Origin of the sequence: Acidovorax sp. 93, assembly GCF_003633835.1 — a bacterium.
GTDB lineage: Bacteria > Pseudomonadota > Gammaproteobacteria > Burkholderiales > Burkholderiaceae_C > Acidovorax > Acidovorax facilis.
In genome coordinates, this window is record NZ_RBIT01000001.1 from 2,243,931 (window position 1) to 2,262,334 (window position 18,404).

Genomic DNA, 18,404 nt, shown 5'->3' on the forward strand with positions numbered 1-18,404 from the left:
ATTTCAATGACTTACAGCATCCCACCGATCACTACTGGACGCCCTTGGATATGGCGGAGGTAGACGCCCTCTCCGCCAAAAATCAAAAAAGCGTCCTTCGGGGCGCTTTTTTCGTTTCGGCCTCTCAAGTGACACGGAGCGCTTTCAGCGCCTCCTTCCTGCCTCGCGAAATGTCGGGAGCGGTGGGGCCAAGCCCGCCGATTTGTTGCAAAACGTGTGATTGGTTGTCACGCCGCGGCGCACTATTCACAATAAATGACTCCACCTCCAAAGGAGTGCGCTCATGCCCATGGAGCTACTGTTCGTTCTTGCACAGAGCAAGCTGCCCATGATGATCGAGGAGCCCTGCGACGTTGACAAGCTTCGGGTGCTGGCGGCGGCTCAGCTCGTAGAGGTGCAGCTTCCCGATGTGCGTGCCAAGGAGCAAAAAGCAGAGGTTCTTGCCATTTCGCCGCAGGGGCGGGCAGCGCTGGCAACAACCTACCCCCGTCACCCATTCAAGTTCGCGCCCATGCGCTCTGCGCCAGCGCCGGCTTCGGCCGATTGGCTTCCGTCTTTGGACTCCTGCCAGGTGCAGCGCGGTGGGACAAGGACCACGCTGGACTCCTAGTGTCATGTGCATGCTCGCTCTACGGAACATCTGAGCACAACCAAGCTTCTGAATGACTTGCAACCAAAGGCAACAAACCGGGGTCATCTGCGGATATCGCACTTGTCTGACAGACGCTGACCGCGCGTTTTGCTGAAATTCTTCTCACCAGCCATTGAGGCTGACCCGGGAGCTCATTGGGACTCCCACCTTTTTGACAAAGGATCCGCCATGAAGCGCCACCCCTTGACACCCGGAACCCGCGCCCTCGCTGCGTTTGCCGGCACGGTTGTGCTTGCGGTACTGGCGGCGGCATCGTTGTTGATGCCCGATGTGACTGTGCAGTCGGTGGATTCGATGCCGCTTTTGCCCAGTGGGCTGGACCAGATCTTTCCCTCCAGTCTGTTTGAGTGAACTTGTGCATGAGGTGGAGTGGTTTAGCACGCCTACTCGCCATGGGTAGCAAAAAGCATAGCATCGGAGTACCATCTGGCGCTGCGCACCGGGATTTTCGGTGGCAATCCAGAATGGAGGACGATCGTGACCACACGTTTTCGAATCTCTGCAAGTCTTTTTTCTGCTCGCTTCTTCGCGCGGCCTGTGGCGGCGACAGCGCTGCTGGTGGCGATGGGGGGATGCACCAGCCCGAGGGATGGCTCCCTTGAAGAATTCGCGCGCTGGCATGACGGTGCGCGCGCCCAGGCCCAGGCCGGGGCGCTGAGCTGGAGCGAACTCTACAAGCAGAGTTTTGACCGACTGACCGCCCTGCCGCCCTCGTTGCAACAAGACACGCGCCTGGAAAACACAGTGCTGCTGTTATCCACCGCCCGCAAATACGAAGCCAATGAGATCACCGCCCAGCAGTTTGCGCTGGAGCGGGAACACATCGAAACGCAATTGCAGGCACGCCTGCGCTAGCCGTTCGCGCCTCAGCGCTGCGGCGCACCCTGCTCCACGATGGCAATGCGCCGACGCAGCGCTGCAGTGGCTTGCTGGTCGCCCGCAGCTTCAGTGCGTTGCACCTGCACACTGAGCCAGGCCATCAACGGTCTGCGCCAGCCCTGGGCAGAGGCTGTGTCAGCAGCGATAGCGATCACCGCCGGGCTGGCACGCCCCGACTGAAACAGCACCCCAGCCGCCACGAGGCGCGACAGCGGGTCTTCCAAAGCGGGCAATGCAGATGCATCGCCCGATGCAGCTACCTTGCGCTGCGCTTCGGGCAGCAAGCCCACGTCCTGGGGCTGTACTCGCCCCCCCAGATAGTCGGCATAAGCGCGCTCGGGCGCGGCGGCGTCGGCGCGCAGCGGGTCAAAGCGCTCGCAGGGGCCAGGTACCAAGCTGGCGACCTGCGCAGCGCAGCGCATCAGTTCCAGACGGGCCAGCAAGTCTGGGCGCCCCGTGCGGGCCACTTCAGCCCGGGCGCGGTCCCATTCGAGCTGCTCGACGCGGGGGTTGCCCGACAGATAGGCTTCGAGGGCCTTCTGGGCTGAGCCTTGAGCGTTCATCTGCCAGTCGGGCACGGGAGGTTTGCTGGAGCATGCTGACAACAACGCCGCCGCAACGACCACAGCTCCCAGCAATGACACCCGCAGTGGCCTGGCCAGGTGCATGGGCTTCGAAGGGAATGCAGAAACTGAAAAGGGCTTCATGGCAGCTTGAGTTCCGTATCCCGCGCAAAAGGCCATTTGCGGTTGATTTCGTTGACCAGGCTTTCTACCTTGCCCAGATTGCTTTCCACCTCGGCGCGCAAGGCCCCCAGGTCGGTGGTGGCTTCGCGGGCATTGGCGCCAATGGCCTGGGCTTCCACCAGCACCGCATCCACCTTTTTCAGGCTGGTGCGGGTGTCGGCCAACAAGCCATTGAGCTGGGCCACGGTGGCGCGCACCTCAGGTACCAGCGCTTCCTTGCTGCCTTCGGCGCCAAATACCTGTTTGTCAGCCCGCGCCGCCATGCCATCCAGGCGCGCCAGCAGGGCATTGGTGCGGTCGAGCGTGGCAACAATTTTCTTCCCATCGGCCTCATTGCCCATCAGCACTCCCAGCATGCCGCCGGGGCCGTTGAGGCGTTCGGTGAGCGCCCGCACATTGGCCAGGCTGCCGCCCAGGGCGGCATCCTCAGCGGTGAGTGCGTTGAGGTTGGCGAGCAACTCGCGGGCCGAGGCCATGAGCTGCGGGATTTCGGCGGTGGCGTCGCCACGAAGCACGGGGCGCACGGCACCATCGGGCAGGAGCTTGTCGTTCAGCATGCCGGTGTAGGCGCGGATGTTGGTGCCACCCACAATGCCCCGCACCAGTGTGAACACGCTGGATTCACGCAGCCAGTGCGCGTCCTTGCGGGGCACGTCCACGATGATGCGGGCGTTGCCGGTTTCGGCCAGTTCGATGCGGCGCACGCGGCCAATGGGGAAACCCGAGAACGTCATGTCCATGCCCACCACCACGCCTTCAGAGTCGTCGGCCGTCAACACCAGGGTCTGCGTGGGCTCGAACGCACCACGCGCATACATCAGGTACAGGCCCGACCCGACGATGAGGGCCACCGTGAACAGCAGCAACGCCGCCGCCTTGATCTCCAGGTAGGCCACCGGGCGCAGGGTTTCCACGGGCGGCACGCCGGTGGCGGGAGAAGCCGGGGCTGGCCCCGGGGGCGGCGTTTGGCGGGCGTTGTGGTTCTCGTCGTTCATGGTGCCGGAAGGTGGGTCGCCGTAAAGGGATGGTGTAGTCGGGTGTCAGCAGACATCGGTCAGTAGTAGTTGCCCATGAGCGAGGCCACCTCGATCATCAGCAGCACGGCAAACATGCGGGCCAGGCCGCCCAGCTCTGAATCGGGCTGGGTGCGATCGCCCGTGTCGTACAGGCCTGCCGCCATGGGGATCAGCGCTACGGCCAGGCTGAAGAACACGGTCTTGAGCGCGAACACCATCGTCACGCTGGGCGTGAACACCTGGCCAAACATGCGGGTGTAGCTGGGCAACCCCGCCAAGTTGAAACCATACACCCCCAGGTACGCCAGCACCAGGGCCACCACACAGCTGAGCGCGGCGAGCGTGATGCAGGCGAACACTCCAGCGATCACGCGCGGCAGAAGCTCGATGCGCACCGGGTCCGAGCCGTGGGCGCGCAGCGCGTCGAACCGTCCGGTTTGCCGCAGCCGCGTGATCTGCGAGCCATTGGGGATGGTGCAGCGCATGGCGACGAACAGCGCCGCCGTGAGCGGGATCAGCTCCAGCACCAGCACGCGGATCACCATCTCCAGCGCATAGCGCGACAGGCCATAGCTGAGCGCCGTGACCACCACGATGCGCGTGAGCACCAGGCTGATCAGGGCAGCCAGCACCGTAAAGCCGAGCAGCACCGGGGCGGTGTCGAGATACAGGTGGCGCGCCAGCGCCTTGCGCGTGCCCTTGCCATAGCTGGACGGCGACAACACCAGCACCAGCACCACCGCCCCCAGATACAAGATGCGCCACCAGGCGACCGCCCAGCGCCGCGCGGTGTTCCACACACGTTCGGGCAGGGAGAGGCCGGGCAAGCGCGAAATCATGGTCGGATCATAGCGGGGCACTCACAGAGAGCGTTGACGGTGGACTGCCATAGAAATTTTTCGATGTTTTTGGCATCTAGCGCTTGATAGACAATCGCAAACAGCTATTATTTTTATAGCATTTTCAAACGCAGAAGAAACAGCTACTCACATCCTTGCGAAAGCTGGTGCTTGCAAGCGCCCACGGCAGACCGGGCTACACATGCCGCTTTGCCGCAGCGGTGGCGAACGGCACAGCGGGCTGCGCATCCGCACGCGCGTGCAGGGCTTCGATGATGTGACAGTGGGCATCCGTCCCATCGCAGCGGTTGCGCAGCGCGAGCAGGTCGGCCTCCAGGGTCTGCAGCTCTGCCAGACGGGCACGCACATGCTGCAGATGGTCATCCAGCGTGTCGCGTGCGGCGTCGCAGTCTTCTTTGCGGCTCCAGTCCAGTGCCAACAGGGTGCGCACTTCATGCAGAGACATGTCCATGGCCCGGCAAAGGCGGATGAAGCGCAGCTGGTGCACGTCCGCGCCGCTGTACAGGCGGTAGCTGTTGTCGCCCCGCACGCCATGGGGCAACAGCCCCTCCTTCTCGTAGTAGCGGATGTTGGCGGCAGACACCCCGGACTGCAGGGCGGCCTCACCAATGCGAAACTGCACAGCGTTCTGATCCATGGCTTGACCTTCAAGTGACTTCAAGGTTTCCAATCATGCCATCGCTTTCAAAACTGCACGGAGAACCCCCCATGTCTGCCCACTGCCACGACGACCATTGCGCCACTGGCCCTGCCGCCGCCGACCCGCGCTACCGCCGCATCTTGTGGATAGCACTTGTCGTCAACGCTGCCATGTTTGTGGTGGAGCTGGGGGCGGGTACCCGCTCGGGCTCGGCATCGCTGCTGGCCGATGCCATCGATTTTCTGGGGGATGCCGCCAACTACGGCCTGTCGCTGTGGGTGCTGGCCATGGCCCTCACTTGGCGCGCGCGCGCCGCCCTGGTCAAGGGGGCCAGCATGCTGGCGTTTGGCGTGTTCGTGATTGGGCGCGTGGCCTGGGGTGCGTGGCAAGGCACACCGCCCGAGCCCTTCACCATGGGCAGCGTGGGCCTGCTGGCGCTGGCGGCCAACCTGGGCGTGGCCGCCCTGCTCTATGCCTACCGGGAGGGCGACGCCAACATGCGCGGCGTGTGGCTGTGCACCCGCAACGATGCGCTGGGCAACCTGGCGGTGATGGGCGCTGCCCTGGGCGTGTTGGGCACCGGCACCGCCTGGCCCGATCTGGCGGTGGCGGCCATCATGGCAGGCCTGGCCATCAGCGGCGGCTGGAGCGTGATACGCCACGCGCGGCAAGAGCTGGTCAGCACCACCGCACAGCCACAACCGCAAGGGCACTGATCCATGCGCGTGCACCTATCGACTCCGTTGAGCGCCCCGCCTGAATGGGTGGCTGCGCAGCTGCAAAGCACCGCTGTGTTCCGCCACATCACCGCGCCGCTCATCCAGTTTCACCCCGCACGGGGCACGGAATGGCCCACGCACTGGGCTCCCGGCGAGCTGGCGCTGCACATGCGGTTGCTGGGCGTTTTGCCCATGGGCCCGCAAACCGTGCGCATCTCCATCGAGCCGGCTGCACAAAGGGGCGGCTGGCCCACGCTGCGCGACAACGGAGAAGGCGTGCTCATGCGCCGCTGGGACCACCGCATCACCCTGCAGCCCCTGCCCGATGGCCGCACGCTGTACACCGATGACATCGAGGTGATTGCGCGCCACCTGCCCTGGCTGATGACACCGCTGAGCGCCCTGTTTGCCCAGGTGTTCTACCGGCACCGCCAAAGGCGCTGGCGCCAACTGGCCGCGCAGCATGCCGCCGGGGGCGCCGCCCCCACCGCGCTACACAGGCGCGCCGCGTTCAACCACCTGCTGGCCAGCTTTGCCCGCCAGCCTGACGCTCCCCCCGCCCAGCGCTGGCGTTGGCTGGAGGCCGCCCACGCGCTGGGACAGACCTCATTGCCCCTGCACTGGCGGTCACACACCGCCATGCTGCGCTACGCCCTCGCACTGGGAGATGCGCGCGAGGCCACCGGCCAGCTGCTGCGGCTGGCCCTGGTGCCCCTGGGGCACCTGCTAGCACGGCTGCCGCTGGGCAACATCGGGCGCTCGCACGTGAGTGCTTTCCGGCCCATGGTGCCAGCGGCAGAAGTCACTGTGCTGATGGACCAGGCGCTGGAAGAAACGGCGATCCGCCCCGTGCAGCCCGACGACCACGGCGTCTGAAAACTGCGCACTCAGTGCTTGGAGGAGCGAGCCACGCGAGCAGGCTTGAGGGGAGCCCTGGCTGGCTTTGCAGCGGCCTGCTCCAGCCACAGCAGGCTGTCCATCTGCGATAAAAAATGCCGCAGGTAGTCCGGCGACAGCGACCGCATCAAGGCCAGGGAGCGCAGCATGAGGCGGTGTGCATTCAAGGGTCCGGCGTTTTCCGGCCCACGCGTGAAGGCCTGGGCCACCTGCTGTTCCGCAGCAATCTTGGACCAGACTTCGCTGAAGCGGCGCACGCTCTTCATGTCCGACACACTGGCGCCACCGCCCACCAGCACGCTGTCTGCGTCGGCCTGGGCGCGGGTACTGAGATCGCGGTTCAGTTGCGCCAGTGCAGATGGTGCACCGGCTGGCGCTGTGGCGGCCAGTGGCTGGCGGGGAGGTGTCCGGGTGCGCCTGGCGTAGTCCACCAAGGCGGCCTGCAGCCTGCGGGCCAGCACCTGCTGTACGGCGGGGGGCTGCGCAGGCAGGCGCGCGGTCAGCACCTCCAGGTACCGAAAGCGCACCGGGTCGTGGTGCTGCGCGCCTTCGGCCCGCAGGGACTCCAGGGTGGGCTCACTCATTGCGGGCGGGCTTGGCCTGGGCAGCGCGGGGTACGGGGGCCATCTCCACGCGGCGGTTCTGTGCCCGCCCCTTTTCGTCGGCGTTGTCTGCCACCGGCTGCTCGGCGCCAAAGGCCGCAGCAAACACCTGGGACGAGGGCATGTCCTCTTCGATCAGGGCGCGGGTCACGGTCAACGCGCGCTGGGCCGACAGCTCCAGGTTGTCGGCAAAACGCTGGTGGCGCCCTTGCAGCAGCGTGGTGTTGTCGGTAAAGCCACTCACCATCAGCATCTCGTCACGTTCGCGCAGGTACACCTGCAGCGGCTGCACCAGGCTCTGGAGCAGTTGCCGGCCTTCAGGGCGCAACTCGGCAGAGCCCGCCGCAAACAGCACGCTGCCGCTGATGCCGATACGGCCTTCATTGACCGTGACGCGGCCGCTGGCCAGCGGAATCGCCAGTGCTTTTTCCAGCGCCATGCGGCGCTTTTCTTCCATCTGCCGCTTTTCCACTTCCTGCTTGAGGCTGGCCACCAGGTCGATCTGCACCACCAGCACGCCCACCAGAATCAGCACAAACGCACCCAGCAAGCCCGCCATGAGGTCGCCAAACACGGCCCACACCGGGGCCGTCTGTTCGGTGGCATCGTCCAGCGTGTCGTCCAGGCCGGTCACGCGGCGACTCCCTGCACCGCTGCGGCCATCTGCCCGTTGAGGCGGCGCAGGTCTTCCACGATGCCCTGCTGCGAAGAAATGCTCAGGTCGATCACCTCGCGGGCCTGTGCCACGTAGTAGGCAAGCTGCTCATCGCTGCGGCTCATGGACTGGCCAATAGCGCCTTCGATGCGCTGCAGGCTGTCCATCAGCTTTTCGTTACTGGCCGTGAACAGCTCCACGCCATGGCCAAAGGACTCACCCAGGCTCGACAGCTCCACCGCGCTGGCGGCCACGTGTGCCGACACTTCATCGACCTTGCCCGCCTGCGCGCCGAGCGCCTGGGAAAACTCCTGCCCCGCCTGCTCCAGCACCGAGGCCGCAGACCCCACCAGCGATTCAATGGCCGCACGCTGCTGCCCGGCGGCTTCGTTCACCGATTGGAGCAACACACCCAGTTGCTCCATCATGGCCGTGCGCTCTGCCAGGGCCGCGTTGTCGCGTTCGCTCAGGTGGGTCATCTCTTGGCGCAACTGGGTGATCACCTCAGCCGCGGCCTGCGGTACATCCGACGCCGTCTGCAGCAATCGCGTGAGCGGGGCTTCCAGCGCAGAACCCAGGGTGGCCAGGTGCCCGGCCACAGCGGCCTGCAGCGCATCGAGCCGCTCCACTGCGGCCTGGCCGCGTGCCGCCTCGGCATTCCGCAGCGCCACCAATTCCGTGCGCCACACGCCCGCCAGCGCATCCATGCGCTGGGCCTGGGTTTCGGCCCATTGGGCTTCGGCCTCGATGCGGGTGTGCAACAGTGCGTCCGACTGGTCCATCAATCGGGCGGCACCGCCCAGGGCCTGGTGGACCTGCTCGGTCATGCGTTCGGTGAGCTGCGCCGCAGCGCCCTCCAGCGCCTGGCACACGCCGCGCTGCTGCTGCGCCGTTTGTTCGCCCACCTGCTGCCATTGCTCCGCCAGTCGGCTGGCCATGCCCTCCATGGACTGGCTCCAGCCCGCAAGGCGCTGCTGATCCGCCACTGCCTGGTCGGCCTGCGTTTTCTCCACCGTCTGTTCCAGCGAGGCCAGCAGCGCCGTGGTGCGCTGCTCGAAGGCCTGCGATGCCGTCTGCAGCGACTGGTCGAGCTGGGTGGCAGCGCCTTCCAGCGCCAGGCACACGCCCTGCTGGTGCTGTGCGGTTTGCTCGCCCACCTGTTGCCATTGCTCCGCCAGTGTGCTGGCCATGCCCTCCATGGACCGGCTCCAGCCTGCAAGGCGCTGCTGGTCGGCCGCCAACTGGGCCGCCTGTGATTGGGCCACAGTCTCTTGCAATGAGGCCAGCAGCGCCGTGGTGCGCTGCTCAAAGGCCTGCGATGCCGTCTGCAGTGACTGGTCGAGCTGGGTGGCAGCGCCTTCGAGCGCCTGGCAGACGCCGCGCTGCTGCTGCGCCGTTTGTTCACCCGCAAGCTGCCATTGCTCCGCCAGTCGGTCGGCCATGCCCTCCATGGACTGACTCCAGCCAGCAAGGCGCTGCTGGTCGGCCGCCAGTTGGGCCGCCTGTGATTGGGCCACCGTCTCTTGCAACGTGGCTAGCAGCGCTGTGGTGCGCTGCTCTAGCGTCTGCGTGATGGACTGCAGCGCGCTGCCCAACTGCACCGCCTGCTGCTCCTGCGTCTGCGTGTGGCGGTCCAAGGCCTCCGTCCAGGTGTCCGCCACCTGGCGGGCCGTGCTCTCCCATTGGGCCGTGAGGGCGTGCATCTGCACGCCAGTGGCCTCGCGCAGCCGCTGGTGCGAGCGCTCAGCCTCTTGCGCCAGCGTTGCCATGGCCTGCTCCACCACCGGGCGGATCGTCTCACCCGCCATGCGGGCGCTGGCACCCAGGCTGTCGTGCAGGGATGCCCCCACGGTGGTGGCCAGCTGGGTGTAGGCCGCAGCCGCCTCGCGGTGAAACACCTGCTGTTGGTCTTGCAATTGGCCGTTCAACTGCTCGTGGCGGCGCTCCAGCCCTTCCATCAGGCCTTGCAGGCGCTCTGCAATCAGCGGCATGGCCTGCGCCTGGGCCTGCAGGGCCTCGAACATTTCCTGGCGCCGGTGGGCCGCCGAGAAGGGGCGCAGATCACTAGCGATGCGGGCATCCAGCATGCGCAACGCTGCCAGCCGTTCGCGGCGGCACAGGGCGGACATCAGCCCCAGCATGGCCGACGCTGCGACCCCGGCCACCGAGGTACCAAACGACAGGCCCAGCCCCTTGATGGGCGCGGCCAGCGCCGCCCGGATCGACTCCAGGCTGGACGAGGCCTCCAGTGCGAAAACCGCGCCATTGAAGGTGACCACCATGCCCAGAAAGGTGCCCAGCATGCCCAGCATGACCAGGAGCCCCACTAGGTACGGCGCCAGCGCAGGCCCCGGCAGGGGCACACGCTCCCCGTCGATCCGCTGGCGAACCGGGTTGCGCAAGGACGAATGCATGCGCTCCAGCCAGCCACCCAGGTCCACCAGGGGCTGCTGCCCCAGCCCGGCCAGCGCAATGGACAGCGACGAAGTCGCGGCCCGGAACTGCATCAGCTCATAGGCTCCCAGCACGTAGACGGCAGCAATCACCACCGTCATGGCCAGCGCCAGGGGGCTAGACCCGACAAAACCCCATCCCACCCAGCCCACCATCGCCAGGCCCACCGCAAAGATGGCGGCCATCACACTCTTGTTCATTCGATCATTCCTGTTACCGGTTCCGAGGTCTTCGTGGTTGTGGGGGGACGGTGGGAGTCATGGCTCTGCGCCGCTTCCAGCAAACCAGCAAGGGGCTCCAGCCGCACCTGCAGCTCGGCCAGCAGCAGCGCCCGCAAGTCCTGCTCAAAGGCAAACAGCCAGCCGCCCGGCAGCGCCCAGCGCTGCGGCTCATCGTCTCGCCCTGCAGCCTCCAGCTGCTGCTGGTGGGCTGCGCGCAAATGCGCCATCCGCCGCTCCAGATGGCCGGGTAGCGACGCCCACAGCCTTTGCTCACGCGCACCCAGCATCTGGTCCATCACCGCATCCAGCAGGGCCAGCCGACGCAGGCCCTCGGGGCCCATCGACAAGCTCTGCCGAATCAACGCGCGCAAGGCAGCCAGTCTGGCGTCCATCTGCTTTTGTAGCGCCAGATAACGCGCCGCGTGGACTGCAAAATCTGCCCCGGCCTCGGGGTCCGGGCCGTCGACAGGGGTGTTGTCGGCACGCTCGCGCACGGGCTTGGCGGGCGCGGCCTTGGCCGTGACCAAGTCCGTCAACTCGGCCCGGGTGGACTGAAGGCTGGCCTGCAATGCGCGCACATCCACCGTCCCCCGCCCCAGCGTAGTGACAGCCGGGGTTTGGCTGGACTCCAGAGCATGCAGCGCCCGGCTGAGCTTGACCGCATCCACGGTACTGAGCCACTGGCTGAGTTGCTCCGCCACATCCTGGCGCGCCGATCCACCTTGTGGCTGCGTCCATTGCTGGAGCAAAAGCACAAGTCTGGAGTTGTTGAGTCGGTGGGGCTGGTACATCAATCTGAGGCGTCCATGGCACCGGCCCCCCGAAGGGTGGCGGGCGTCAGGGAGTAGGTCCCCGCAATGGGCAAAGCCCGCTATTTTCGCAGGAACGCTGCCGCCCCAGCCCCACATCGCTGTGCGTTGCAGGTGTTACATCTAAAGCAGATTGCAAGAATCGGCCAAAAAACAGCCAAGGAGCGACCAGTTTTCCAGGACCGAAGCCCCCACAGACACGCCGCTTCTTGACGGCGGACAAGTCCGGCACAGGGCTTGCATGCTTCAATCTGCGACTCTTTCCCCTGACCGGCACCCGCCGCCCTGCCCGCCTGCGCTCACCATGTCCAACCCGCCTGCACCCCACGCCCCTTCCCTGCCAAACCCTGCGCAAGTGGTCGCTCCTGTGGTGGTGCCACATACGCTCACGGAAGATGCTGTGGCCATCTTCACTGGCGTGCTGCTCATTTCCGTAGGGGTTGCTTTTTTCACCAGCGCAGGCCTGCTGACCGGGGGAACCGCAGGCCTTGCGTTCCTGTTGCACTACGCCACGGGTATCGGCTTTGGCAAGATCTTCTTTGTGCTGAACCTGCCCTTTTACTGGCTCGCCCTGCGCAAGCTGGGGCGCGCATTCACGGTCAAGACGTTTATTGCCGTGCTGCTGTTGTCGCTGCTGACCGAATTGCAGACTCAATTTCTGGAGTTTGCGCAGTTGCAGCCGCTGTATGCGGCCGTGGCAGGTGGGTTGATCACGGGCACGGGGTTTCTGGTGCTGTTTCGGCACCGTTGCAGCCTGGGGGGCGTGGGCATTGCCGCGCTGTACCTGCAGGACCGGTACGGATGGCGCGCCGGCAAGGTCCAGATGGCGGTGGACTGCTGCATCGTGCTGCTGGCGCTGTGGACGGTGGAGCCCCTGCGCGTTGCCTGGTCCATTGCCGGGGCCGTGGCGCTCAACCTGGTCCTGGCGATGAACCATCGGCCCGGGCGTTACATGGCGGTGTAAGCCGGGCCAGAACTCAAACAGAGGCTGCACGTGCCTGCAGGTACTGCTCCAGCACCCCGATAGGCACCGGGCGGCTGAACAGGTAACCCTGAAAGAGCGTGCAGCCGTGCTTTTCCAGAAACGCCCGCTGCGCGTCCGTCTCCACGCCTTCGGCGATCACGTCGATTCCCAGGCTCTGCGCCATGCCGATGATGGTCTGCACGATCAGCGCATCGGTGTGCTGAATGCCGATGTTGCGCACAAAGCTCTGGTCGATCTTGAGCTGGTCCAGCGGCAGACGCGTGAGGTAGGACAGCGATGACTGCCCCGTGCCAAAGTCGTCCAGAGAAAACCGCAGACCCAGGGCGCGCAATGCGTTCATCTTCGCGATGGTGTCGTCCACGTTGTCCAGCGCCAGGCTTTCCGTCAGTTCCAGCTTCAAACGGTCGGGCCGCGCACCGGTTTGCAGCAACACGGTGCGAATCTGCTCCATGAAATCGGGCTGTCGGAACTGCCGCGCGCTCACGTTCACGGACAACTGCAGCTGTTCCGTGGCGGGGTTGCCCTGCCAGCGGCGCAACTGAGCACACGCGGTCTGCAACACCCACAGGCCTATGGGCAGTATGAGCCCCGTTTCTTCGGCCAAAGGGATGAACTCATAAGGGGGGACCATGCCGCGCTCCGGGTGTTGCCAGCGGATCAGCGCCTCGGCCCCGACAGGGCGTACACCACAGCCCACCTGGATCTGGTAGTGCAGCAAAAACTGCCCGGCAGCCAACGCAGTGCGCAGGTCGTTTTCCAGTGCAGCACGGGCAGAGACCGCCGCCTGCATCATCGGATCAAAGAACCGGATCGCGTTGCGCCCCGCTGTTTTTGCGGCGTACATGGCCAGGTCGGCGTGTTTGACGACGTCTTCCACCGTTTGGCTTTGGCCGCTGAACAGCACGGTTCCCACACTGGTCGTGCTGTGCACATGGTGCAAGGCAAGCTGGTAAGGCTGGTTCAGGGCGGCAAGTATTTTCTCGGACACATTCTGTGCCTGCTCAGCCGCGTCGGTGGCAAGCGCATCTAAGTCTTCCAGCAGCACCAGAAACTCATCGCCGCCCAGGCGGGCCACGGTGTCGCCTTCGCGCACACATCCCGCCAGACGCTGCGCAACCTGCTGCAGCAAGACATCGCCCATGTCATGGCCCAGTGTGTCGTTCAGGGTCTTGAAGTGGTCCAGATCGAGGCACAACACCGCCCCATGCAGGCCGGTGCGCGCGCTGGTGGCAAACGCCTGCTGCAGACGGTCCAGCATGAGGCGGCGATTGGGCAGGTGTGTCAGCGGGTCATAAAAGGCCAGATGCTCGATCTCGCGCGCGGCCTGGGCACGCTGGGTGATGTCGCTGAGCGTGCCGACATAGTGGGTGACTTCGCCCCCATCATCCGTGACGGCGGTGATGCCCATGAAGTGGAGGTTGACCGCCCCGCTTTTGCAGCGGTTCCAGATTTCGCCTTTCCATTCACCGGTGTCCGAGAGGCTGCCCCACATGGCGTCGAAAAAGGCCTTGTCATGGTGGCCCGACGCGAGAAGGCTGGAACGCTTGCCCACCGCATCTTCCGCGCTGTAGCCCGTAATTTTGGTGAAGGCCCTGTTCGTGCGCAGGATGACGGTCTCTCGGTCGGTGACGATCATGCCCTCCTGCGACTCAAACGCGATGGCCGCAATGCGCAGCTCGTTTTCATCGCGCTTGCGCGCCGTGATGTCCTTGCCCACGCCCCGGTAACCGCAAAATGTGCCGTTCACGTCAAAAATGGGTGTGCCGCTCACCGAAAGCCAGTGCAACTGGCCCGAACGGTCTTTGCGCTGGAACTCGAAATCGCGGAACTCCTGATGGCGTTCCAGCAGCTCGCGGTGCTCCTGCCAGCGGGCTTCGCTCACCCCAGGGCCTGCCAACTCCCAGCGCGTCTTGCCCATGTACGCAGCCGCCTCCTGCAGCAGACGGTCTTTGTCGCTTCCGTCCACATGGGTCAGGCGGAACTGGGCATCCTGCTCCCAGTACCAGTCAGACGACAAGATGGTCAGGGTGCGAAAGCGCGCTTCGTTGTCTTCCAGTTGCTTGCGCACGCGGTAGGCCTCGGTCACGTCGCTGAACACCAGCACGACACCGACAATCTGCCCCTGCGCATTGCGAATGGGCGCCGCGCTGTCCGCAATCTGATATTCGGCACCGTCCCGCGCGAGCAAGGTCGTGTGGTTGCTCAGCCCCACCACCTCGCCCTTGGCCACCACCATCCGCACCGGATCGACCACCGGCTCCCGCGTGCTGGCATTGACGATGCGAAACACGTCCGTCAGCGGCTTGCCCAGTGCCTCGGGCAACGGCCAGCCTGTCAGGCGTTCGGCCACTGCATTCATGCGTGTGATATGGCCCTGCGCATCCGTGGCCACCACCCCATCACCAATGGAATGCAGCGTGATGGACAGGTTTTCCTCACTCTGGCGCAACTGGGCCTCGGCGCTCTGGCGCGTAAGCGCCATGCGGTCAAAACGCTGACCCAACTCGGTCAACTCTGCCAGGCCGGTGGCGAGGGGTTGGGGGGCATAACGGCCCTGGGCCAGTTCGTCGGTGGCGTCCAACAGGCGCCGCAATGGTTTCATCACGCCCCGCCGCACGCCCTGCTGGGCCAGCAGAAAAGACAGCGCAAGGCCAGCCAGCAAGAAGGCCACCTCGGTCCACATGTTGCGGTTGGCAGTGGCGTAGAGCTGGTCCAGTGGCACAGCCAGACTCATGGTGGCAACCGTTTTTCCACCCGACTCTATGAGCGGCTGAAACACCATCAACTGGTGTGATCCGGCCGCATTGCTGCGCTGAAGCACCCCTTCGGCAGAGCGCTGCAGCGCCGCGCTGAAATCTGCATCGGCCAACTGGGTTCCGAGTTCGGCCCCATCGGGCGGAAAACGCGCCACCACGCGCCCATCGGCGTCGGTCACACGCGCCACAGCCCCGGGTGGCAAGCCCAGGTCGGCAAGCCGCAGGCTCCACCATTCCAGCGACACCACGGCCACTGCAGCGCCCACCACCTCCTGGCTGCCCGGCGGGACTACAGGCACCGCAAAATTGACGCTCGCCACCTGGGCAGCCCGGTCGATCTGAAAAGCCCCCACCGAGAACTCCCGGGTGGTGATGGCGTGCTGGAAATAGGGCCGGTTCGCCACGTTCACGGGCGCCTTCAACGGGCGGGCATTGCACAGCAGATCGCCACTAGCCTGTGGCACACCAATGTTGACGTAAGTGGCGTTGAGCGACAGCACCTCGGCCAGGTACCTTCCGCACTCGGGTTCCGCCGGCCGGTGCACCGAGGGCATGGCAGCAAGCTTCTGCAGAAAATCGCGGGTGTTCTGAATCAGGCGCTGCTGGCTGGCTGCCACGGCCCGCAGCGTGCCCAAAGCCTGGTTCTCTGCGGCGGCAATGGCGTCCATGCGGTGCGACCGTGCCTGGTAAACCGCCAGCAGCACGGCGGGCAGGGTCGCCACCAGAACCAGCCAGCGGATTCGCGCAGACAACGTACTCCAGGTTCCCACCAGCCAGGAAGGCATACCGACCTTTCGTCTTGCACAGTCATTCCAGGCACCGCAGGGCCAGGAGATGCACCGAACGCATTGTTACATCGTAAGCCGAACCGCCCTACATCTGCACCCCCATTTGCCCGCAGTGCCTGGTGGCCGCCCCAAGGGCCGGGTGCCGGAGATGTAACCTTTTGGGAACCTTGAGGCGTGCCGCCGTATCATTGGGACATGCGTCGCGGCCTCTATTTCGTGTTGATGGTGGTGCTGGTCCTGCGGGGACTTACCGGCACCGCCATGGCCGCCGGGGTCTTGCCGCCCCTGCTTCCTGCTAGCGCGCCGCATGCGCAGGAGCACAGCCACCTGGTGGCAGCCGAAGCGGCATACACTACCTCACAAGAGCACACGACTGACCAAGCCGCACAGGCCATGGCTGCAGAAATGCAGGAAGGCAGTCACACCATCGCCCATCACGATGACCATGCCGTGCATGCTGCTGCGGCATCCGCGTGTGATGGTGAACTGGTGGGGTGTGCTGCACACGATCACCACTCTGCCGCATGTTCCGCCTGCGAAATCTGCCATTCGGCAATGCTCGACGCCGCCCCGGCAGCGTCCTGCACTCTCCGCCGCCTGGGCACCGCGCTGCCCACGGCGTCTGCACGGTTTGACAGTGCGCCTCCCGCACTGACCATCAAACCACCCATCGCCTGATCTCCAACGCCCGAAGTGCGTCTGCCCCAGCCTGAGCACCCCTGAAACAGGGTGGCCCGGGCGGTAGCGCAACACCTTTTTCGTCCGTTGTCTGGAGATCGCCATGCGCGCGCCTGCTTCATTTCCGTATCCCTCTTCATCACCCCCGCGAACCGTCTGCCTTGTGCTGCTGGCACCGCTGCTTTCGCTGGCCCAGGGCCTTGCTCCCACCCCCAGCCATCCTCTGGCACCGGCTGCCGACGCTGCCCATGTTGCGGCCTCGACGGCTCCACTGGCCCACCCCGCCCTCGTCCCACAACCCCCATTGCCCGGTGCGACCCCATCGCCCCGGTCATGGCGCGAGGCGCACGAGGCGGTGGCTGCCTTTCCCAGGGGGCATGCCGACATCGTCGCCTGGGAGGCTCGGCAGAGCGCCCAACCCGCCACACCCCCGTCCACCGTCGAAGAGCAAAAAAGCCCCCACCGTCATCACCACGGGCACCACGGCAGCAGCAGCAGCAGCAGCAGCAGCAGCAACGGCCAGTCCGCTTCACCCACGCCGATGCACCAACGCCACCACGCACCGGGAGGCAAGCCATGAACCTCCCCGCCCAAATGCCGCACATTTCTCCACACCTTTCCCCACGCCTGTCTCCGCGCCTTTGCCTGCTGGCCGCTGTAGCCGTACTGGCCGGTTGCGCCAGTGTCTCGCCCGATGGCCTGCGCGGTGACGTCGCCACTCTCGCTGCGGGCCGCACCGGGGGCGTGCAAGCGAGCCTGCCTGCAGCAGACCCTGCCGCCCGCGCCTCTGCAGCAAAATCCGTCGAAGGCTGGCTGGCACAGCCCTTGACACAAGACGCTGCCGTGCGCATTGCCCTGCTCCACAACCCCGGCCTGCAAGCCCGCCTGGCCGCACTGGGCGTGGCCGACGCTGAGCGCGTGCAGGCCATTACCCTGCCCAACCCGCACCTTGCACTGGGGAGATTCACCAACAGCCACGAGCGCGAAATCGAGCGCACCCTGGCCTTCAGCCTGATTGACCTCATCACCCTGCCCTGGCGCACCGCGCGCCAGGCCGAGCGCCTGCAGATCGCGACGCTGCAAGCCGCGCAGGACGTGGTGACGCTTGCTGCCGACACCCGCCGCGCCTGGCTGCGTGCCGTGGCCGCGGAGCAAATAGCCGCCACCCACGACCGCATGGTCGAGGCGGCCGAGGCCGGTGCCGAGCTGGCCCGCCGCATGGTGCAGGTGGGCAACTGGAGCCGCCTGCAGCAGGCCCGCGAGCAGGCCGTGCTGCAAGAGGCCACCCGCCAGCGCGCCCGCGCCCGCCTTGCCGCAGCCACCGAACGCGAGCAGCTCAACCGCCGCATGGGCGTGTGGGGGCTGCAGACGCATTACCAGCTGGCCAACCAGCTGCCGCCCCTGCCCGCCAGCGCCTTGCCCGCGGAAGGCATCGAAGCCACCGCCCTGCGCGAACGGCTTGATGTGCAGGCGGCCCGCCGCCAACTCGACACCCAGGCCACCCGGCAGGGCTGGAGCCGCGCGGGCGCGGTGTTTGGCGACATCGGCCTGGCGTACAGCCGCAACACCGCCACCGAGCGCGAAAGTGGCCACCGCGACACCACACGCGGCTGGGAGATCGAGCTGCCCCTGCCCCTGTTCGACTGGGGCGGCGCAGCCCGTACCCGCGCCCAAGCCGAGGTAGAGCAAAGTGCCGCCCAGCTGCAGGACACCGCCGTGCGCGCCCGCAGCGAGGTGCGCGCCGCCTGGCTCACCTACCGCACCGCGCTCGACCTGGCACGCCAGCAGCAGGCTGAGGTGGTACCCCTGCGCCAGCTCATCAGCGACGAGACCACCCTGCGCTACAACGGCATGCTGGCCAGCGTGTGGGACATGCTGACCGAAGCGCGCAACAGCACCCAGGCCGTGGCCAACGCCATCGAAGCACAGCGCGACTTCTGGCTGGCCGAGACCGATTTGCAGCTCGCACTCACTGGCACATCGCCAGGCGCCCTGCAGGGCCTCGCATCCGGCGCCGCAGCCTCCACCACCCCACAAGTCCACTGAC

At 65.8% G+C, this 18,404-nt stretch carries 18 protein-coding genes; 9 read left to right on the forward strand and 9 right to left on the reverse strand.

The features are described from left to right. The first annotated feature begins 283 nt into the window (after positions 1-283). The 3 genes from C8C93_RS10105 (at position 284) to C8C93_RS10115 (ending at position 1,507) form a co-directional block, all read left to right on the forward strand. Positions 284-610, forward strand: a complete 327-nt coding sequence (locus C8C93_RS10105) for a hypothetical protein (RefSeq protein ID WP_121506795.1) — start codon at positions 284-286, stop codon at positions 608-610. A gap of 210 nt (positions 611-820) precedes the next feature. Next, positions 821-1,003: a hypothetical protein gene (locus C8C93_RS10110; RefSeq protein ID WP_055393434.1), complete on the forward strand. Its 183-nt coding sequence runs from the start codon at positions 821-823 to the stop codon at positions 1,001-1,003. 126 nt (positions 1,004-1,129) lie between these two features. Continuing rightward, positions 1,130-1,507 (forward strand): hypothetical protein, encoded by a 378-nt coding sequence (locus tag C8C93_RS10115; RefSeq protein WP_228894763.1) that lies wholly within the window; start codon positions 1,130-1,132, stop codon positions 1,505-1,507. Between the two features lie 11 nt (positions 1,508-1,518). On the opposite strand, the gene C8C93_RS10120 is transcribed toward C8C93_RS10115, so the two are convergent. The 4 genes from C8C93_RS10120 to C8C93_RS10135 all read right to left on the reverse strand — a co-directional run bounded on the left by C8C93_RS10120 (position 1,519) and on the right by C8C93_RS10135 (position 4,790). Further along, entirely contained in the window at positions 1,519-2,199 is a 681-nt protein-coding gene (locus C8C93_RS10120; RefSeq protein WP_121506796.1) for a hypothetical protein, read from the reverse strand. 35 nt (positions 2,200-2,234) lie between these two features. Continuing rightward, positions 2,235-3,272: an MlaD family protein gene (locus C8C93_RS10125; protein ID WP_199727010.1), complete on the reverse strand. Its 1,038-nt coding sequence runs from the start codon at positions 3,270-3,272 to the stop codon at positions 2,235-2,237. Positions 3,273-3,331: 59 nt separating this feature from the next. Beyond that, complete coding sequence (locus C8C93_RS10130; protein ID WP_121506797.1) at positions 3,332-4,132, reverse strand: ABC transporter permease; 801 nt, start codon at positions 4,130-4,132, stop codon at positions 3,332-3,334. 196 nt (positions 4,133-4,328) lie between these two features. Next, on the reverse strand, positions 4,329-4,790 hold the full coding sequence (locus C8C93_RS10135) for a Cd(II)/Pb(II)-responsive transcriptional regulator (protein WP_121506798.1): 462 nt from the start codon (positions 4,788-4,790) through the stop codon (positions 4,329-4,331). 71 nt (positions 4,791-4,861) lie between these two features. Here C8C93_RS10135 and C8C93_RS10140 point away from each other — a divergent pair, with 71 nt between their 5' ends. Next, positions 4,862-5,509 carry a cation transporter gene (locus C8C93_RS10140; RefSeq protein ID WP_121506799.1) on the forward strand — a complete coding sequence of 216 codons (648 nt, stop codon included), beginning with the start codon at positions 4,862-4,864 and terminating at the stop codon, positions 5,507-5,509. 3 nt (positions 5,510-5,512) lie between these two features. Next, on the forward strand, positions 5,513-6,388 hold the full coding sequence (locus C8C93_RS25650; protein WP_370108731.1) for a DUF3703 domain-containing protein: 876 nt from the start codon (positions 5,513-5,515) through the stop codon (positions 6,386-6,388). Between the two features lie 11 nt (positions 6,389-6,399). Here C8C93_RS25650 and C8C93_RS10150 read toward each other — a convergent pair whose 3' ends face one another. From C8C93_RS10150 to C8C93_RS10165, 4 genes are read right to left on the reverse strand one after another with little or no spacing between them, the layout of a single operon-like run. After that, positions 6,400-6,993 (reverse strand): DUF2894 domain-containing protein, encoded by a 594-nt coding sequence (locus C8C93_RS10150; protein ID WP_121506800.1) that lies wholly within the window; start codon positions 6,991-6,993, stop codon positions 6,400-6,402. Next, positions 6,986-7,645, reverse strand: coding sequence for an OmpA family protein (locus C8C93_RS10155; protein ID WP_055393450.1), 660 nt, complete (start codon positions 7,643-7,645; stop codon positions 6,986-6,988). The genes C8C93_RS10150 and C8C93_RS10155 overlap by 8 nt, the downstream gene beginning before the upstream one ends. After that, positions 7,642-10,320, reverse strand: a complete 2,679-nt coding sequence (locus C8C93_RS10160) for a DUF802 domain-containing protein (protein WP_121506801.1) — start codon at positions 10,318-10,320, stop codon at positions 7,642-7,644. The genes C8C93_RS10155 and C8C93_RS10160 overlap by 4 nt, the downstream gene beginning before the upstream one ends. Further along, positions 10,317-11,132, reverse strand: a complete 816-nt coding sequence (locus C8C93_RS10165) for a DUF3348 family protein (protein ID WP_121506802.1) — start codon at positions 11,130-11,132, stop codon at positions 10,317-10,319. Before C8C93_RS10165 ends, C8C93_RS10160 begins: the two co-directional genes overlap by 4 nt. Positions 11,133-11,454: 322 nt before the next feature. Between C8C93_RS10165 and C8C93_RS10170 the strand changes: the two genes are divergently transcribed. Beyond that, the gene (locus C8C93_RS10170) at positions 11,455-12,114 is read left to right on the forward strand and encodes a YitT family protein (protein ID WP_055402949.1); all 660 of its coding nucleotides are present in this window, start codon (positions 11,455-11,457) and stop codon (positions 12,112-12,114) included. A gap of 13 nt (positions 12,115-12,127) precedes the next feature. On the opposite strand, the gene C8C93_RS10175 is transcribed toward C8C93_RS10170, so the two are convergent. Further along, positions 12,128-15,676 (reverse strand): EAL domain-containing protein, encoded by a 3,549-nt coding sequence (locus tag C8C93_RS10175; RefSeq protein WP_121506803.1) that lies wholly within the window; start codon positions 15,674-15,676, stop codon positions 12,128-12,130. 198 nt (positions 15,677-15,874) lie between these two features. Here C8C93_RS10175 and C8C93_RS10180 point away from each other — a divergent pair, with 198 nt between their 5' ends. From C8C93_RS10180 to C8C93_RS10190, 3 genes are all read left to right on the forward strand, one after another. Next, positions 15,875-16,357: a hypothetical protein gene (locus tag C8C93_RS10180; RefSeq protein WP_121506804.1), complete on the forward strand. Its 483-nt coding sequence runs from the start codon at positions 15,875-15,877 to the stop codon at positions 16,355-16,357. A 163-nt stretch (positions 16,358-16,520) separates the two neighbouring features. Next, positions 16,521-16,937 (forward strand): hypothetical protein, encoded by a 417-nt coding sequence (locus tag C8C93_RS10185; RefSeq protein WP_121506805.1) that lies wholly within the window; start codon positions 16,521-16,523, stop codon positions 16,935-16,937. A 14-nt stretch (positions 16,938-16,951) separates the two neighbouring features. After that, complete coding sequence (locus tag C8C93_RS10190) at positions 16,952-18,403, forward strand: TolC family protein (RefSeq protein ID WP_233559590.1); 1,452 nt, start codon at positions 16,952-16,954, stop codon at positions 18,401-18,403. The last annotated feature ends 1 nt before the right edge of the window (position 18,404 follow it).

Excerpts from the sequence above, each read along its gene's own strand:
- C8C93_RS10105 (WP_121506795.1), top strand. The coding sequence starts at position 284 with ATGCCCATGGAGCTACTGTTCGTTCTTGCACAGAGCAAGCTGCCCATG.
- C8C93_RS10110 (WP_055393434.1), top strand. The coding sequence starts at position 821 with ATGAAGCGCCACCCCTTGACACCCGGAACCCGCGCCCTCGCTGCGTTT.
- C8C93_RS10120 (WP_121506796.1), bottom strand. The coding sequence starts at position 2,199 with ATGCACCTGGCCAGGCCACTGCGGGTGTCATTGCTGGGAGCTGTGGTC.
- C8C93_RS10125 (WP_199727010.1), bottom strand. The coding sequence starts at position 3,272 with ATGAACGACGAGAACCACAACGCCCGCCAAACGCCGCCCCCGGGGCCA.
- C8C93_RS10130 (WP_121506797.1), bottom strand. The coding sequence starts at position 4,132 with ATGATTTCGCGCTTGCCCGGCCTCTCCCTGCCCGAACGTGTGTGGAAC.
- C8C93_RS10135 (WP_121506798.1), bottom strand. The coding sequence starts at position 4,790 with ATGGATCAGAACGCTGTGCAGTTTCGCATTGGTGAGGCCGCCCTGCAG.
- C8C93_RS10140 (WP_121506799.1), top strand. The coding sequence starts at position 4,862 with ATGTCTGCCCACTGCCACGACGACCATTGCGCCACTGGCCCTGCCGCC.
- C8C93_RS25650 (WP_370108731.1), top strand. The coding sequence starts at position 5,513 with ATGCGCGTGCACCTATCGACTCCGTTGAGCGCCCCGCCTGAATGGGTG.
- C8C93_RS10150 (WP_121506800.1), bottom strand. The coding sequence starts at position 6,993 with ATGAGTGAGCCCACCCTGGAGTCCCTGCGGGCCGAAGGCGCGCAGCAC.
- C8C93_RS10160 (WP_121506801.1), bottom strand. The coding sequence starts at position 10,320 with ATGAACAAGAGTGTGATGGCCGCCATCTTTGCGGTGGGCCTGGCGATG.
- C8C93_RS10165 (WP_121506802.1), bottom strand. The coding sequence starts at position 11,132 with ATGTACCAGCCCCACCGACTCAACAACTCCAGACTTGTGCTTTTGCTC.
- C8C93_RS10170 (WP_055402949.1), top strand. The coding sequence starts at position 11,455 with ATGTCCAACCCGCCTGCACCCCACGCCCCTTCCCTGCCAAACCCTGCG.
- C8C93_RS10175 (WP_121506803.1), bottom strand. The coding sequence starts at position 15,676 with ATGCCTTCCTGGCTGGTGGGAACCTGGAGTACGTTGTCTGCGCGAATC.
- C8C93_RS10180 (WP_121506804.1), top strand. The coding sequence starts at position 15,875 with ATGCGTCGCGGCCTCTATTTCGTGTTGATGGTGGTGCTGGTCCTGCGG.
- C8C93_RS10190 (WP_233559590.1), top strand. The coding sequence starts at position 16,952 with ATGCCGCACATTTCTCCACACCTTTCCCCACGCCTGTCTCCGCGCCTT.